This is a genomic window from Falsibacillus pallidus, assembly GCF_050990905.1.
GTDB lineage: Bacteria > Bacillota > Bacilli > Bacillales > DSM-25281 > Falsibacillus > Falsibacillus pallidus_A.
In genome coordinates, this window is record NZ_CP158866.1 from 3556016 (window position 1) to 3572731 (window position 16716).

Sequence of the window (16716 nt, forward strand, 5' to 3'; positions counted from 1 at the left end):
ATACAATTTTAGTTAAAAATATGAAAATAACAGGGACGCAGGGACAGGTTCCTCGTCCCAACACCATATAAAAAAGGAAGCACAGATATAACATCCATGCTTCCTTATCACTATTCTAATTGTCTCTAATGGGACGAGGAACCTGTCCCCCTGTACCTTATTCGGCAACTCCAGTATCTGTGGTTTCTTCTACTGGCTGTTCAGCATCTGGTACATCTGTTTCTTGCTGTTCACCTGTCACATAAGTTTGAATCTTATCCATTTCTTCTAGGGCAAGTGTGCGCAAGGCTTCTACTTTTGCAAGAAGAGCGTCTACATCCGCAGCATCCATACCTTTTTTATTCAAATGATGAATTTGTTTTTCCACTGCGTTCAGCTTGTTTAATTGGGCATGAAGTTTACCGAAAAAGCTGTGGTAATGAGAATCCACTTTCACTGCATCTTCCATGTTTTCCACTTCATCTTCCAGATCAGCTTGCTCCTCATCTGTTGTAGAATCTGTTTCAACCGGCTCCGATTCAATTGTTGCTACGCTTTGAGCTTCTAATGCTGAGGATTGATTTTCGTCGTTAATAGCTCCATCAGTAGTCGTCCCCACTCCATCTACTGCGTCTTCCGTTCCTGCAGTATCTTCTGTGGCTGCGTCTGTATTATCAGATGTTCCACTTTCTACTGTTGCCTGATCATCAGTTGTAGTCCCTTCATCGGTTGGGGCGCCTGAATCATCTGTTGTCGTGTCAGGCTCTTCAACACCAGCATCATCTCCTGAACTCTCCCCGGAAGTGAAATAAGCTTCGGCTTCCGAAGATACCTTTCCAATCTCAGCTTCAATTTGGCTTAAACGATTTGAGATGCTTTCTGCTCTTTTCAAACGACCTTTATTTCCATGGTTTCCTTTGTCTTTATCTTTGCCATGGCCTTTTTCCTTTTCTTTATCTTTGCCTTTATCAGCGTCTTTGGAGTCTTCTTTATTCCCGTTTTTTCCATGCTCTTCTTTATTTCCGCTTCCTTTACCGTGTTCAGCATTCCCGCCGTGGTCTGAATGACCTTTGGCAGATGCTGCCCCACTAAGCGGGAAGCTTAGCATTAGAGCTAGTACCGTAAAAATCGACAATAATTTCACTTTCTTTTTTAACATTACCTTTTCCTCCTTAAATTTTTAATGGTAATGGCAGCTGGCTGGCTTAGGATTAACCTTTAGCCCCTATAGCTTTGTGGCCCCAAGTTTCCTTAGGTGTACCTCTTTTTCAATCTAGCAGAATTGTTTTGAAATTACTAGAATTATAGGAATAATTTTCTTCCAAATAGTCATATATACTTATAAAATGTCGAATTGTATTGGACGATATGAAGGGTAGAAGGAGGAATTTAACATGAAACAATGGAGCACCGCATTTTTTTTATCTATTCTATTATTATCGGTACCTTCAGTAAGTTCTGCAGCCACTTCGTTTTCGGATACCCCATCCACTTTTTGGGCATATAACGAAATTCAATATTTGGTTGATAACAAAATCGTTAGCGGCTACAATGACGGAACTTTCCGACCCAACCATTCCATCAGTCGCCTGCAGGCTGCTTCCATGCTGGTCAAAGCCTTTGGCCTGTCAATAAAAGACCGTCCAGATCCAGGTTTTAAAGATATCCACCCGGGTGATTACGGATACGAAATTGCGGCAGCGGTTGCTGATGAAGGAATCTTGACTGGCAGCAACGGGAATTTCAATGCATCAGGCACGTTGACAAGAGCTCAAATGGCAAAGATCCTCTCAGAAGCGAGAGGTTTGCGATATGTGTATCCCATAACTTTTACCGATGTACCTCAAGGAGACTGGGCGTATGATTACGTAAATGCTCTTTATGGAAATGGAATTACCACTGGTTACGCCGATCAAACCTATCGCCCAAACAACAAGGTCAACCGCGGCCAATTTTCGGTTTTTATGGCAAGGATCCTTGATACAACTTTTATCCCAGGTTTGGTATTAGATGAAGGGAAGACAGAAGCAGTTTGGGGAACGGATGACAGCCTTACACTTCATATCCCCATCAGCAACCATAGTCATTCGATTATGACTGGTATTAAAGGTCCTTTAACAGTTTCTACCCCAGATGAAATAATTGCTGAGGCAGATTTCAACTTTGGCTCACTGACATTCAACCCTCATGAAACAAAGATCGTTACACTGAAATTTGCATCAGAAACGGTTTACGATGTAGTGGACCCAGGTTCATTTACCTTATTCCATAACCTTTCATTCACTGAAAAATAAATGGGGGACGCAGGTTCCTCGTCCCTCCCCATACAAAAAAGGAAGCATAGATACTAAATCTACGCTTCCCTAATAATGCTCTATTTGTTATCAATGGGACGAGGAACCTGTCCCCATGTCTCTAAATTCTTCATTTAGATATCTGGCCAGGAACAAGGAGAAGTGCTGCCTTGATATGGATAGGTTCGGTTTGAAGGTTCCGTCCTGATAGCCTGTCGTAATTCCTGTTGCATATAAGGAATTGATATAATCTTTCCCCCAGAATCCTTGTGGGACATCTGAGAAGACCGCTCCTTGTGCTGGCTTCTCCAGAGGATACGCAGTAGCAAGGATCTTCGCCATCTGGGCTCTAGTCAAGGAAGCCCATGGGTCAAAGTATTTTTGGCCAGTCTTTGGATTGGTCTTACCGGAAATGAAGCCCTTTTCCACAGCAACAGCCACTTCTTTATAGCCATAGGCCCCAGGCTTTAAATCTGTAAAATGCGGATCTTTGAAATTGGAAATCTTATCAACATCTATGCCTTTTTCCCTTAAAATCATTTGTACGGCCTGAAGTCTTTTGATTTCATTTCCCGGTCTGAATGTTCCGTCTTGATAGCCGGTAATGATTTTTTTCGCCGCAAGATAGTTGATTTCATCCTTATATACTGAGACATCGCCAAAGCCCCACGGCCGTGCTAAGGTTCTAAACTTGATGGTTTTGGGAACAGACCTATTTTGATTTCCGTCCGATACCACGATACTCAATTTATATTCTTTATCGCTTTCCAAGGATAATCTGCCGGTATCCTTGTTCTGCAAGCTTAAATATGCGCCATCACTGTCATTCAAATAGACATTGTAAAAAATCTCGTTACCTAATGTCACATCGTCTGATGCTTTTGGAATGGTAAAAGAAACAAAGTCGTAGCTGAGATCTTTAATCATGATTGGAGTTTCATCATTCCAAACTGGCGCCACTCCATCACTCACTGCAAGAAATGTTTCGTCGCTTTTATTTCCTGCTTTATCTTCTGCATGTACAAACAAAAAAGTCAGTGGTCTTTGCTTTTCAATCGGAACTTCGAAATGTCCATTTTCATCTGTAATTCCTTCAACGAAGGTATCTTTTTCTTCCCCTGTTCCCTGAATCCTGACTTTAATTATGGATCCAGGTTCAGCTGTACCTGTCACTTTGACATCGCTATTTATGACAGGGTTCACCACTGGGACAGTTGGCTTCGTAACATCGGCAACTGTCACTTTGAGCGGGCTGCTGACTAAGTTTTTCACATTTTCAGCTGTCAATTCAAGTTCCGACCAGGCTGGCTGAGGCGCAATTTTTATTGAAAAATCCCCTTTTAAATCTGCCTGTCCCTTCCCAATCAACTCACCATTATTTCGTATATAAACAACCGCTCTCGGGTCTGTCTTCCCTTCAATCAATTCCGTTTTCTCTGTCACTTTAGTTGTGATGGCAGGGACGGAAGGTGGTGCCATCGGTGCAGCCTGTACAACAAGCACCGTCGTCATACTTTTTTGGCCGCGAATATTTTTCGCATAAAGTGTCAAAAGTGAACCCGCCGGCTGAGGGTTGAAGGATAAAGTAAATTTTCCATCTTGTGAAGCCTTCCCTTGTCCAATTGTCTTAATGCCATTTTGTATAAAAATATCAGCTTCTGGATCTGCCTTCCCTTCAAGCATATCCAAATTATCATTGAATTCCTCTTCATTGTAGACTGTCGGAGGAATCGGCAGCACATCTTCCACCTTAGGAGTAGCTGCATCCGGTTCCATTAAATATGGCTCATAAAGCACATATCCAGACGACGCCAAATTGTCATTTCTATCATAAAATTTGTCCGCAAAACCATCTGGATTTGCCGCACCCCAGTAGTTATTCTTTGCATTGAAATCAAAGGCAGTGCTTGAAGATGGCATCTTAATGATTTTTGCTATATCAATAAAGCTATTTTTCTCGAAGACTGTCTTATCTCCAATGCTGTACATACTCTCAATTAAATAGCTGCTATAAGGCTGTTTATAGAATAAATTATTCTTGATGTCCAGCGTATTGCTAGAGAAAGAACCAATATCCAGTCCTGCAGAACGACTAAAAATGTTGTGATTTACCACGGAATCTACATCAGGGTAATCGATTTCCAGCTGCCCCGTTCCCTCAAAAATAGAATTCGTCAAATGGTATCCGGCCTGAGCGCCTGAAATTGAATAATTAGTCATCGTCCCGCCATACATATAGACGTGATCCATATTAATAGAAGCAACTTGATTCGATTTTCCATAAGGATTGATATGGAGGCCATCCATGAAAATCATTTCATCGGCACTTCCCTGCATATCAAGGTCTCCCCAGACATCAAAAGAACCTCCATCTCCTTTTAGGATGACCCCCGGTTCAATTGTAAGACTCGCCCCATAGGCAATCTCTACTTTCCCATTTAAGAAATAGGGAGAATTCTCTTTTGTCCATACAGTGTCCTGTGAGATAATTATACCGCTCAAATGAGTGCCTGATGCTGTCGTTGCAGCATTCACATGAGACACAGGAAAGAGGACAATTGACATCAACAGAACAAGTGCTGTCAATAAACCCATCATCCTTTTACTCTTTTTCATATATGTAACTTCCTTTCTAGTAAAATCCAATTTATATTATATCTATAAACCATTACTCATAACTATGCTAAATTGTGGCAAATGAAACTGTCCCCCCACCACTTGATTATAGTAAAATAGTAGTATCGGGACAGAGGGACAGGTTTCTTGTCCCATGAAATGGGACGAGAAACCTGTCCCCATGTCCCACCTGAAAGGCGGTAAGTACGTGGAATTCATTCTATTATTGACGGCATCTCTCATACCCTTGTTCATTTCAACGGCCATCTTATTCTATTATAATTCGATACTAACCAGGGCCCTTTCCATGTACCTTGTAACAGTTTCATTTTGGCAGGCCGATATTTCCTTTTTATACGCAGAACCGCTCTTAGGCGCCCACACCGTTGATATTTTATTTCGCCTATTTCGGGTGGGAACCATTTTTGTCATGCCAGCTGTCTATTATTTTGCATATCTGCTAGTCAAGGAAGCTTCACAAAACAAAAACGTCCAAAAAATGAATAGGTTCGGATTAATTTTTTGCCTCATTGTTAGTATTTTTGTTTATGCGGTGAACCTTACCGATTTAGGAATTGCTGGGTATGCCCATATTAATGCAGAAAAATTTTCGCCTTCCTATATGCTTCCTTTATACGGAAAGCTTAACTGGACGTTTAAAATCGATGTCATCTTTGTTTTTGTTAATTCAATTTATTTGTTGATCATCACTTTATGGCTTAAAAATGTTCGATCTCGAAAGTTCCATCTGACATTGGTCCTTTCTTCCCTGCTCATCTTTATAAACGGCGTACTTAGTGGTTTTTTTGTAATTCCTTTATACTTCTCAAGTTTAAATACGATATTTATCGCCATGATATTATTTATTGGTTTTTTCCAAATGCAATCGTCGCAAATGAAGAAAATGAATCGAACACTAGAGAGGCAGACAGGTTTGCTTCAATCGATTATGCAAATCAATCCCCACTACTTATTAGTCCAAGATAGGGAAAATCGCATCGTAGAGGTGAACGACGCTTTTTGCAGCCTTTTTCTTATCTCAAAAAAAGACATCCTCGGAAAAGAATTTTCTTTCAAACAGTTGGAAATGCCAGAATCTGAGTATGCGGGAATTCATCACTTAAAGGACGAAAGAGGAGAAACTCATCTAATTCGATGGGAAAACAGGATACTTCATGATTACTATGGAGATTATTACACCATTTATTTCGGGGTGGATGTAACAGAGGAAAAGCAAAATGAACAATTGCTCATTGCTTCTGAGAAATACAAAGTTCTTGGAGATATGGCGGCAAGTGTTGCCCACGAAATCCGAAATCCATTAACGACCATCCGCGGGTATTTTCAATTGTCACATGAAAAAGCACCTAAATCTCCCCTTCAATCAATCGTGATCGAGGAAATTGACCGGATCAACGAAGTATTGAAGGAATTGCTGCTTCTTTCAAAACCACAGGCTCAAGTCGGTACTGCTAAAATAAGCGATCCCATTGGCATCATCCATGAATCGAAGAATCTTCACCTGTTATTTGAGGCAATGGCAAATAAACAAAACAAAGAGATCATTTTGGAAAACCGTCTCCCTTCAGAACGTTGGATACGGATGGACCAAATGCACTTTAAACAGGTCTTTATTAATATTGTGAAAAATGCCTTAGAAGCCGTTGGGGAAAAGGGAAAAGTAAAAATCATCCTAGACTCAAACCAATCCTTTGCAAGAGTAAGAATCATCGACAATGGAAATGGAATGACCAAAGAAAGACTAGCCAAAATCGGCCAACCCTACTTCACAAGCAAGGACAAAGGAACCGGCATCGGATTGACCATCTGCTTCAAACTCATTAAAGACAACAATGGGGAAATTAGCGTCAAAAGCAAACTTAACCATGGAACCGCAGTCACCTTCCTTCTTCCAAGAGACAAAGGGACAGGTTCCTTGTCCCACCCATAATAAAAAAGGGATCCCGACAGAAATCGGGATCCCTTTATTATTAAATGCGGTGCTTAAAACTGGGACAAGGAACCTGTCCCCCGCCGTCCCATTTTTTATTTATTCTTTAACTCTCTCCTCCTTTGTCTGTGAACTTCAGGATTCAGGAAGAAGCTTTGACAGACGACGGCTTTTCCAAATTGCTTTGTAAAGACTGTATGAGTGCAATCCACTTCCATCTTTAAATCGTTTAGAAATGTGACGGAGACCTTGTTTTTGGTTTGATGAAAATACTTGATGTGGTTTGGGAAAATCCACACATTTTCCCTCGAGGCTGGCGACATGATGGGAAAGGCACAAAGCTTATCCATTTGGCAGAGCAGCAGTGGTGTTTTATAGGAGAAGTTGTACAGAGCACGAACTGATTGGATTCTGCCATCATAGCTCGAGCCTCTTAGTATGCAGGATTCCCTTAGGATATCCATTGGTGTTTGTGTCGAATAAATTATTCCATCTGTATCATGAATTTCTGTTTGATACGTTGGATGTTGAATAGGGGATAATGCCATTGTTTCATTTGTGGCTAGGTACTCGTTATTTACCTTCATGACTCCTCCTCTTAATCTTCATTTTATACACAAATCAATTATACATTATCTTCCAATAATTATAAACAGAATATTTACAAAATTATGTAATTTTATTCATTTTTCGCTAAGCAATCCCCTAAATCCCCAGGACAAAATGACAAATTCTCCTATAGCAAATTTGATTTTCAGCACTTTGTCCTGGCCTCTCCCTTTCTTTTATAGTTGAACCAACCAATTGGATTACACGGAAGGCCGGCCATTCCCGAGAGGACTCGGAATGGACTCTTTTGAAAAAATACAAAAGCAATATACACCTCTGATCCACAAAATCATGAATACTCTTCATATTTACAAAAACAAAGATGAATTCTACCAAACCGGACTCATCTCCCTATGGAAAGCTTGGATGGACTTTGACCACACTAAAGGGAGCTTCACGGGATACGCTTATTCCAGCATCAAAGGAACAATGATGAAGGAGCTGACTGCTGCCACTAAGCGAACTGACACCCTAGTCTATCCAGAAGAAGAATATTGGAATTCTATTGAAAATGAACATCACACTCTGAACGTAAATTTGAACGATAAAGAAACACTATTAACCTACTGCACTGAGTTGACGCCAAATCAAACAAAGTGGGTCATTGAAACGTTTCTTGAAGGAAGAGCCATTAAGGAGATTGCTGCTAAGGAAGGAGTGTCTATTTCTACAGTCAAGAAATGGCGTGCCGGTGCAAAAGAAAAAATAAGGTCCTAAAAGACATCATAATTCTCATAATCGATTCAAATAAACGTATAATCTAAAGTCTTTAAGTAAACAAATCTTAGGATTTACTTAAGCATAGAAAGGAGCTTCGTTGATGGGAAAAGAAAAGGATAGTCTGTCAGAGGAAATAAAGAAAAAAGACCATGAATTTGACCAAAAAATGATGGAGTTTGAGAAAGATATAGAAAATATCAAGAAAAGCATTTTTAAGGATAAAGATAAATAACTTCAACAATATGTCCATTTCCTTAAGACGTAAAAAAAAGCACGGGATTTTTCCCGTGCTTCAACTAATTCTTTAGAGAAAATGTCGAGATGGGTGGAATGTTAACTCAATCGTTTCAAGCTAATATTCGTCAATGCATCCTGTGCTTTTTGCACTGCTTTCGGTTCTCCTATTTCCAACCTACTGGAATGAACAACATACTCAAGTGCTTCCTTTGCCTGATTACTCTTAATAATACGCATAACAGCATTGACCCTTGTTCTTGTACCTCCAAGATCTTTATCTCTTCCTTGTTGATGGAAAATTGTTTCTATGAAATTATTTTTATAATTTTTGTCACTCTCCAGCCTATTGAATTGTTCCAATATCAGACCGGTATATTCCCCTACAAACCATACCCCAGCCGATGCAATATTTCTCTTAAGTAATTTATTATCCATCCGTTATCACCCCTAAAGGGATTGTAACACAGGTGTTGTAAAATAATTGAAAAATTTTAATAATTAGGAAATATTAGATAGTCAGTTGGAAGATTCAACTTAATCTCCCCTAATAAATTTTATTTTAAAGTTATTTGATTAGAATTTACTTTTTATACCTATTTTATACTTTTTTTGAGTTAGCTTTGTAAATGTCAATATAGAGTAAGGCATCAATCCAAATTCTTCATAAAAAAACCTTATTACCCCTCTTACTTTTAGCCGATTGTATCGTTTGGAATAAGCAGTTGTCACTTCTCCAATCGGCTCTGGAAAGATAATCTTAATATCTTCGGTGTCTTCCGAGGGGAGAAGAGAGTATGCAACCGATGAATTATTTAAAGGTTTCAAAGTCAAATAACTCTGTTTTATCATTCCTTCTGTGATTTCTATATCAAATGATAAATCGGTTTCATCATTAGCAATTACTTTAAGCAGTTCAGAATAATCAGTACTTACTTCTATTAATTTTTGTTTTAAAGATTTAATTATCTTTTCAATGTTTAGTAATCTATTTTCTTCCGGACCATTATTTATAGTAGTTATCCCCAAGTATTTATCTTCTAGTTTTTCAATGATTTCAAAATCAACCAAATTATTCTCCATAATTACTCAATCCTATTCTATTAGGAGTAATGCTTAAAGATTTTCCTTTTTTCCCTACTAAATTGAAATGAGTCCCTTTGTCATCTGTATGCACTTCAATGAAGTTTCTTCCATGCTTATTTCCTTTAAAATACGCAAGCCTTTTAATACATTCCTTGTCTATCTCAAAGTAAACACCTGCATTAGTAGCAAATAAACATAATTTATCAGATTCCTCTAATAAGCTTGTTAAGAACGTAAACCAATAATACAAATATGAACTAGATGAATGCTCCTTTGAAGATAATGCATAAATTTTTACTCCATCTACCAAAAAAACGTTGTGCTTTTCTCGAGATACTTCTCGCTTAGGATATGCCCTCTCCATTAAATGAAATACTTCCATCAAAAAATCCCCCTTATCTTGTTGAACTGTACGTGTCACTGAGTGACATGATAAATTATATTTTCGGGTTCATTAATTCATTCCTCACCAATTGAAAATTTTCACTTAGATCTTATCATTCTGCAATTAAAATTGAATAAAAAAAGCACATCTCAGCTCATCACGGTGAGTTAAGAGTGCTTTTTTATAGGTAATTAGTAACGTTTATACTTCCACAACCAAACATCTAAACTCAGAATCTTGGGATCTAAAGGCAGAATAATTGTACCAACTCATTTTATAATGACCCTTTAATTCAATTGGCTCCTCCCTGCTGGAGGTTGTACCATTCCCAGCCGTGCTGCTCCATACAAGTGTTCCAGAAATTGATCTTCCTTCATTCAGGTGAAAATCTTTGTCTACTGAATCCACCTTGTTTGGTTTTTGCCAATACAGATGGTCATTAGTAAGCAGGATAGCGTAACCTTTTCTTACCGGATTGTCTAAACATAATGGTTCTAAACTCTTCACGTCTTTTAGATAATCATAGCGAAATTGATCTTGAGCGCCGTGATTTTTTAAATCGAAGGATACCCCATCAACCATAACGGAGATTTTTCTCGTTTTGTGTTTAAGTTGAATCAAAATTTCCTCATCGCCGTTCTCAATCATTAAGTCCACTTTGATTCCATTTACTTTAGCCTTCGAAGTACAATTGCCGTAATGAGATTTGAGTAAGCCATTCAACGACTGGTTAAAATCCTCTTCGGAACGAAAAATAGGTCTCTTTTTTGAAAGTTCTTGGAGAATTTCTTCTATATGAAGCATATTGATTCCACCCCCACTAATTCTTTAAGATATTTTTTGAGTATATCTGCACTTTGGAAAGTTGTTGCATCCGTAAAATCCCCCGTACTTCCCCTTTTTTATGGATAATTCCCCGTTACACCTTGGGCAACTATTTCCCTTGGGCTTTTCCACTACCCTTTTTGTCATGGCTTTTTGTCTAACTCGTTCTATATGTAATTTCTTCACCTGTTTTTTGACCTTCGAATCCTCAAAAGTTAATTCACCAATAGCTTCATTGATTCGTTTCTGTTCTATTGGGTTTAAAACTGGCTGATTCCATTCATTGATTGTTTTACTTAGCTGCGAGAATTTGACGACCCTGGCAGACTTAAAATCATCTTCAAACTTCAAGGTCGATTGCCTAGAAAAAGCTATAATGGAGTGTATATGCCTGAACTCGTCACTGTTCAAATACTTTGACAACGCTTGTATATGCCCCTGGTTTTGCCAAATTGGATTGTATAATCTTTCTTTTCTTTTATAGATCACCTGTGTCCAATACTGTTGATTTTCCTTTCCGAAAATCCAACCTTGATAATGCTTCGTTTCAATCACAAATACTCCAAATGGGGAGACTACAATATGATCTATCTGGCTAGTTCCTCCATTCCCGTCCGGCACATATATATCATGATGCAGGGAGTAATCTGCTCCAAGCTTCTCCAATGCACGGTTAACCACCCACTCCCCAATAGCACCTTTAATGACCGGATACTTGACTTTCAATAGAATAGTCCCCGCCAACATCATCAATGAAAATAGCAGCAGAGACTCCTTAAAAATGATTGCTAAAAAAATTACCACAAAAAAAGTGACTGCCAACCCTTTCATCATTCCAATCATGTTACCTCCCATTTAAAATTAGAATTTTTTACTATTTTAATAGTATCATCACTTTACAATAATTGGTTAGTAATTAGTTGAAGTGCATTTGAGGCAGCTGTACATGGGGTATTGGAATTTGAGGAGATTTAGACATAACTATAGGCACTGATAAATTACCAGTGCCTAATTATCCCTTATGTATTTTTATCTACTGCCAAACTTATTGCGAATAATATTACAGTTATTGAATTAAATAAAAGCCAAGTATCTCTAGATGCATATATAGGCAGTATTGGATTAAATAAGATAGCTGAAGACAAGTATAAATATTCATATCCTGTCTTAGATACTTTTTTAAACGCTTGGATTGTAAGTATGATAGATATTATAAAGACAAAAGGTCGTAAAAATTCATAATAAGTGTATGGCTGGTTAAGGATTCCAATAAAAACAAAAATTATAATCAGTACTCGGCCAAGTAAATAAAATTTCAAAATTCAATTCTCCTATTCTAACCCAAATGACCGTTCATATGAGCATTTGATAAAAGATAAAGGAAGTTTAAAATCATCCCAACAATCCCCATCCAAAGTCCTTTATTTTTCTCCTTATCGTATTTTACTAAACCGATAATAGAAATAATAAAACCCGTAAGTGGCACGATTCCTAACTCTGCAAGTAATATTGATGCCAACCCAATGTAGAATCCAGCAGTAATTAATTTGCTTTTTACTTTTGTAGTATCCATTGTGAGTTCGTTAGCTTCAGCATTGTTCATTCATTGTTCCCCCCTTTCACCAAGAACACTTCAAATTTACCAATCCAATTATACATTACTTCCAAATTTGGATTGATAACATCAATAAAATACCACTAATTACCTAATAAAGAATTCCCATTAACCATTGATATGAATTGGTATTTCTGACTGTATTTTAAACTTTCGAAGCGGTATTTCAGTATAAAATATCTTGTAAGATCCGGGTGCAGGCACCTTATGAAACAGAGGGACAGGTTCCTTGTCCCATCCATAATAAAGGGGATTCCGATTTAAACCGGGATCCCCTTATTATTACTACTTTGGTTATATACCTGGGACAAGGAACCTGTCCCCGCGTACCTATTTTTGATTTCTTTCTTCTATTTTCTTTAAGAAGTCTTTTACTTTCCGTCTACAGATGAACAAATCTCTTAAGCCCTTAATCTCATCTATTTCTTTTTTGATTTGCTCGTATTCTCTTGTTTCTTCTAACGTCAGATTACCTTTTGGTTTGGGGAAAGGAATGATTTTCGCCATCATGTTCTCCTCATCAGTGTTAGTAATTTAAGACTACATTAATCATATGCACTTAGACATGTTTTGGCATCTGCACTTTTTATTTCAAGTAAAACGCCTGACAATTAGCTGACACATCTCCTGCAGGACCATATGTTTTTTCAATGGCTTCGACCGTTCTTCCCTGTGTTTGGTCCATCTTGTGCTCTCCCCGTTTATCTATATATTCAAAACTTGAGAGATAATGAAGCATCTGAAGGAATTTATCTAATCCATTGGTCTCTATTAAGTAATTGGATAGTAAGAAACCATCACGATACATAGAGCCTTCCGGATCGGTGTAGTCGATTTTTCCAAGCTCTTCTATTGTTTTCACGGATTTTTTTGTCTGAAGAGATAGTTTTGTCATTTCTTTAGCCTTATCAGGATCAAATTGGACCGCTCCGTTTTCATCCCGATAAACGGATACTTCCAAAGGACGCGAATCCTTCCTGGATGTAGATGCTTGCATTATCGTTTGTCACGTCTCCCAGCATTTTGTGGGTTAACTCATGCGCCAAGAAGGAGAATATCCTTTGAGTGAGCTCGGTTGTGATTTTGATTGACTCCCCAACTTCGTTCCACCCTGCTAAAGATACCCAAGGAACAGTCGCAGAAACCTCTCCTGGAGTCGGATAAAGTTTAATGGACAAAGGACCTGGATTCCAGTTGAACTTCCTCTTATAAAAACTCACTATGTCAGTGGCATCCTTTAACGTCTTCTTGGCTGCCTCTTCCTCTCCTTTGTTATAGTAAACCGTGATGTTTTCCGTCTCAGACTTCATTTCTTCAAATGGAACATCATTAAGGAGCCATTTATCATTCACCTTTATTGTCTGGTACTTGATATAATTCGTTGAAGAGCCATTACCAGGTGCAGTCATATCGACTTTAAGAGTGACAGTTCCCGTTGTATCTGACTCCTTTTCAAAATTCTCAAAATCCACCGTTAACGAAGACCCTTGTCCTTTTTTAAAAACAGCCTCTTCAATCCATCTTTTTTGCTCTTTGTAAAAAATAGGATTATCCTTGTTTTGATAACTCATAAATACAGCTTCATCGTTATCATTAACGGATTTGATGATCTGCTGAAAATCCCATTCCGGAGTCCCTTTTTCCACAATCTGATCAGAGCTATTTTCTGGCGGTTCTTCCTTTTTATCAACCACCGTTTTTTGTTCATTTTTAGGCTTGGTAGCAGCCTCTTCATTATCCTCGCTGCACCCCGCCAAGAACAAACAAATAATTAATGCAACCCACCCTAAATGAAATATCCTTCTCATAAACATCCTCCCGCCTCTATTATTCTATGTATATATGACATTTTCCTTTTAATACCATTACTGAGACAGAGGGACAGGTTTCTTGTCCCACCCACAATAAAGAGGATCCCGCTATAAACCTGGATCCCCTTATTATTACATGCGGCGTGCGAAGCCTGGGACAAGGAACCTGTCCCCAAGTCCCACATGTATTTTTTCATTGGACAAGGATTTTCCTACTTTTTGTCGAAACCAAATAAATGAGGTAAATAAAGGAAGTAGGAGTTTGTATGTGGGAATCTATCCAGAGCTTGTGCTTACATGTGGTATTTATTCTTTTTACAATCTTAATCTATCAAGTCTTTTTTTATGAAAGAGAAGAGAAAAGGAAAAGTGTATGGTCTAAATTTTTCGTATGCATGCTTGTAATTTTGGTGTTTACGATGAGTGAGCCGGTTCTTTATTCACAAGTTTATAAGTATGATTTTAAAGTCGTTCCCATCATCCTGTCTTTTTTATACGGAGGAAAAAGGGCAGGATTTGCAGCTGTTTTCGCCCTGCTCATAACCGGACTATTCACTGGACCCAAGCTGGTGATTTTGGCAGGGAATTATACAATATTTTGTCTATTGCTGCTGGCTGTGACCCCTCTGTTTCATCGCTATAGAATAAAAGGAAAAGTCATTGTGATCAGCTTGGTTTATCTGATGATTCCAATCACTAGAGGTATCTTTCTTCTATTAAAAGGAGACTATCCCCAAACCATATTTGAGGTAAGCTCTTCTTCTATTATTTTAGCAACGCTTATCGCTATCATTTATTTAATTGAAAACATGAATGAGCAAATGGAGATGAGGCAGGAGCTGATCCGAAGGGAAAAGATGGATGTCGTCAGCCAGCTGGCTGCTTCAGTGGCACATGAAGTCCGCAATCCGATGACTTCCGTTCGCGGATTTATGCAGCTAATGCAGAATGAAAGCTTAACAGAGAAACAGGATATGTACATAACCATCTCCATAGAGGAGTTAGACAGGGCGCAGGGAATCATCACTCAATATCTGGATCTTGCAAGACCGCAAACCAATCCTTTTGAGACTATTGATTTGACATCCGTCATCCATCAATCGATTAATGTCATGCAATCTTACGCCGTTTTGAACAGCATTCATATCACACATCAAGTGGAAGAATCTCTTGAAATTGTGGGGTTTAAACTAGAAATTCAACAAGTACTGATTAATATCATCAAAAATGCGATTGAAGCGATCAAAAGTGAAGGGGAAATCACGATATCGGCAGCCAATCAATCCAATGGCTTTGTATCCATTCATATAGAAGATAATGGTGTAGGAATGACCGAGGAACAAATAAAGAAACTGGGGAGCCCCTATTACTCTACCAAAGAAAAAGGAACTGGACTGGGGCTGACATTATGCCACCATATCGTGAAGCAGATGGGTGGACAAATCGTTATTGAGAGCGAGTTGAATAAGGGGACTTGCTTCACAATAAATCTTCCGGCTAAATATTAGAGACAGAGGGACAGGCTCCTTGTCCCACCCATAATAAAGGGGATCGCGATATAAATCGGGACCCCCTTATTATTACTGTCATAGATATTTTATCATTTTAAAGGTGCAAAGGCAGTTGTAAAACGGTACTTCTTCTGCTTCCATATATGAAAAAAGAAGCATGGGAACCATCCCCATATTTTCCCTCTATATTTTCAAGAGGTATCGTTCCCTCAATAGCTTAGATAGTCCTTTTAACTCAACATTTGCATCCCATTCGTTCCACAAATCTAAATAGCTCAACCAATAGAAATCAATTCCCAAACCCTTCATTCCCTGTGAAAACAACTCTATCTCAGTTCTATGAGTTCTGAACAAATCATATTCATAATAATTCTCAGGTTCCCAAAAAAGATAGATTAACCCAGGTTTTCTATTGCCTTTATGATTTAACAAACCTATTGAATGCTTGATTAGCTGCGCTGTATCTAAGTAAGAATATTGATTTCTATACTTCTCTATTAATTGAAACCAACCATCTCGTAAAAAAGGTAACTTTTCCTTAGTATAAGCGCTTGAAAATGAAGCTTTTTTTCGTTGGCAATGCTCCAGATACTTCGACTCAATACCGAATATGTAGTTGTTATTAGTTATTACAACATCTAAATTAGGGGAAGTCCCCCTCAATCCAGTGGGCATTTTCTCTTCAAATTTCAAATCAATGAATTGATCAAATCCTAATAGTTTCAACTTTTCAATTTCTCTTTTAAAGATAGCAAAATGGTTCACTACTAGTGCCGATGAAGAGTGAATGGCCCGGAACTTTTGAGTCAATTCATTCCCACTGCCTTTGTGTAAATCATTAAAAAAATCATTCACCATCATTCCATCGATTAAATTGTTTTCTATTCGTTTAAAGTAGCCTACAGAATCAAGTAACCCCATATTTTTCTCATTGAATTGTCGAATGATTTTCCCCTTTATCATTTCTTTTGACAGCATAAGTTCACTCCTTGAATTTATTTACATTCCTTTGCTTCTACACAATGCTTCTTAAAATCTCATTTCAAGTAAAACTACTTACATTCCTTATCATTTATATTA

At 38.2% G+C, this 16716-nt stretch carries 19 protein-coding genes and 1 riboswitch; of the genes, 5 read left to right on the forward strand and 14 right to left on the reverse strand.

Annotated elements, in window-relative coordinates; all coding sequences use genetic code 11:
- Window positions 1-157: 157 nt before the first annotated feature.
- Window positions 158-1138 carry a hypothetical protein gene (locus tag ABTV07_RS18445; RefSeq protein WP_433745125.1) on the reverse strand — a complete coding sequence of 327 codons (981 nt, stop codon included), beginning with the start codon at window positions 1136-1138 and terminating at the stop codon, window positions 158-160.
- 29 nt (window positions 1139-1167) lie between these two features.
- Window positions 1168-1251, reverse strand: a riboswitch (cyclic di-GMP riboswitch).
- Window positions 1252-1373: 122 nt separating this feature from the next.
- On the opposite strand from ABTV07_RS18445, the gene ABTV07_RS18450 reads away from it, so the two are divergent.
- Window positions 1374-2273: an S-layer homology domain-containing protein gene (locus ABTV07_RS18450; protein WP_433745128.1), complete on the forward strand. Its 900-nt coding sequence runs from the start codon at window positions 1374-1376 to the stop codon at window positions 2271-2273.
- A 90-nt stretch (window positions 2274-2363) separates the two neighbouring features.
- Here ABTV07_RS18450 and ABTV07_RS18455 read toward each other — a convergent pair whose 3' ends face one another.
- The gene (locus ABTV07_RS18455) at window positions 2364-4889 is read right to left on the reverse strand and encodes an Ig-like domain-containing protein (protein ID WP_433745130.1); all 2526 of its coding nucleotides are present in this window, start codon (window positions 4887-4889) and stop codon (window positions 2364-2366) included.
- 208 nt (window positions 4890-5097) lie between these two features.
- Between ABTV07_RS18455 and ABTV07_RS18460 the strand changes: the two genes are divergently transcribed.
- Window positions 5098-6840, forward strand: coding sequence for an ATP-binding protein (locus ABTV07_RS18460; RefSeq protein ID WP_433745133.1), 1743 nt, complete (start codon window positions 5098-5100; stop codon window positions 6838-6840).
- Window positions 6841-6935: 95 nt separating this feature from the next.
- On the opposite strand, the gene ABTV07_RS18465 is transcribed toward ABTV07_RS18460, so the two are convergent.
- Complete coding sequence (locus ABTV07_RS18465; protein WP_433745136.1) at window positions 6936-7427, reverse strand: competence protein ComK; 492 nt, start codon at window positions 7425-7427, stop codon at window positions 6936-6938.
- 259 nt (window positions 7428-7686) lie between these two features.
- On the opposite strand from ABTV07_RS18465, the gene ABTV07_RS18470 reads away from it, so the two are divergent.
- Together ABTV07_RS18470 and ABTV07_RS18475 are read left to right on the forward strand one after the other, a co-directional pair.
- Window positions 7687-8166, forward strand: coding sequence for a sigma-70 family RNA polymerase sigma factor (locus tag ABTV07_RS18470; protein ID WP_433745139.1), 480 nt, complete (start codon window positions 7687-7689; stop codon window positions 8164-8166).
- Between the two features lie 103 nt (window positions 8167-8269).
- Window positions 8270-8401 carry a hypothetical protein gene (locus ABTV07_RS18475; RefSeq protein WP_433745141.1) on the forward strand — a complete coding sequence of 44 codons (132 nt, stop codon included), beginning with the start codon at window positions 8270-8272 and terminating at the stop codon, window positions 8399-8401.
- A 101-nt stretch (window positions 8402-8502) separates the two neighbouring features.
- Here the strand turns inward: ABTV07_RS18475 and ABTV07_RS18480 are convergent, their stop codons facing one another.
- The 10 genes from ABTV07_RS18480 to ABTV07_RS18525 all read right to left on the reverse strand — a co-directional run bounded on the left by ABTV07_RS18480 (window position 8503) and on the right by ABTV07_RS18525 (window position 14122).
- On the reverse strand, window positions 8503-8841 hold the full coding sequence (locus ABTV07_RS18480; protein WP_433745143.1) for a hypothetical protein: 339 nt from the start codon (window positions 8839-8841) through the stop codon (window positions 8503-8505).
- A 138-nt stretch (window positions 8842-8979) separates the two neighbouring features.
- The gene (locus ABTV07_RS18485) at window positions 8980-9486 is read right to left on the reverse strand and encodes a hypothetical protein (RefSeq protein ID WP_433745145.1); all 507 of its coding nucleotides are present in this window, start codon (window positions 9484-9486) and stop codon (window positions 8980-8982) included.
- Window positions 9476-9871: a hypothetical protein gene (locus ABTV07_RS18490; protein WP_433745147.1), complete on the reverse strand. Its 396-nt coding sequence runs from the start codon at window positions 9869-9871 to the stop codon at window positions 9476-9478. The genes ABTV07_RS18485 and ABTV07_RS18490 overlap by 11 nt, the downstream gene beginning before the upstream one ends.
- A gap of 204 nt (window positions 9872-10075) precedes the next feature.
- Window positions 10076-10678 carry a hypothetical protein gene (locus ABTV07_RS18495; protein ID WP_433745150.1) on the reverse strand — a complete coding sequence of 201 codons (603 nt, stop codon included), beginning with the start codon at window positions 10676-10678 and terminating at the stop codon, window positions 10076-10078.
- 24 nt (window positions 10679-10702) lie between these two features.
- The gene (locus tag ABTV07_RS18500) at window positions 10703-11425 is read right to left on the reverse strand and encodes an NERD domain-containing protein (RefSeq protein WP_433745153.1); all 723 of its coding nucleotides are present in this window, start codon (window positions 11423-11425) and stop codon (window positions 10703-10705) included.
- Window positions 11426-11718: 293 nt separating this feature from the next.
- Window positions 11719-12018: a DUF6804 family protein gene (locus ABTV07_RS18505; protein ID WP_433745154.1), complete on the reverse strand. Its 300-nt coding sequence runs from the start codon at window positions 12016-12018 to the stop codon at window positions 11719-11721.
- Between the two features lie 17 nt (window positions 12019-12035).
- On the reverse strand, window positions 12036-12302 hold the full coding sequence (locus ABTV07_RS18510) for a hypothetical protein (protein WP_433745157.1): 267 nt from the start codon (window positions 12300-12302) through the stop codon (window positions 12036-12038).
- A gap of 342 nt (window positions 12303-12644) precedes the next feature.
- A complete protein-coding gene (locus tag ABTV07_RS18515; RefSeq protein WP_433745160.1) occupies window positions 12645-12821 on the reverse strand; it encodes a hypothetical protein in 177 nt (58 codons plus the stop codon).
- Between the two features lie 79 nt (window positions 12822-12900).
- Window positions 12901-13275 (reverse strand): hypothetical protein, encoded by a 375-nt coding sequence (locus ABTV07_RS18520; protein WP_433745162.1) that lies wholly within the window; start codon window positions 13273-13275, stop codon window positions 12901-12903.
- Window positions 13250-14122: a hypothetical protein gene (locus ABTV07_RS18525; RefSeq protein ID WP_433745165.1), complete on the reverse strand. Its 873-nt coding sequence runs from the start codon at window positions 14120-14122 to the stop codon at window positions 13250-13252. Before ABTV07_RS18525 ends, ABTV07_RS18520 begins: the two co-directional genes overlap by 26 nt.
- A 422-nt stretch (window positions 14123-14544) precedes the next feature.
- Here ABTV07_RS18525 and ABTV07_RS18530 point away from each other — a divergent pair, with 422 nt between their 5' ends.
- Entirely contained in the window at window positions 14545-15633 is a 1089-nt protein-coding gene (locus tag ABTV07_RS18530; protein ID WP_433745168.1) for an ATP-binding protein, read from the forward strand.
- A gap of 186 nt (window positions 15634-15819) precedes the next feature.
- Here the strand turns inward: ABTV07_RS18530 and ABTV07_RS18535 are convergent, their stop codons facing one another.
- A complete protein-coding gene (locus ABTV07_RS18535) occupies window positions 15820-16614 on the reverse strand; it encodes a PGN_0703 family putative restriction endonuclease (protein ID WP_433745169.1) in 795 nt (264 codons plus the stop codon).
- Between the last annotated feature and the right edge of the window lie 102 nt (window positions 16615-16716).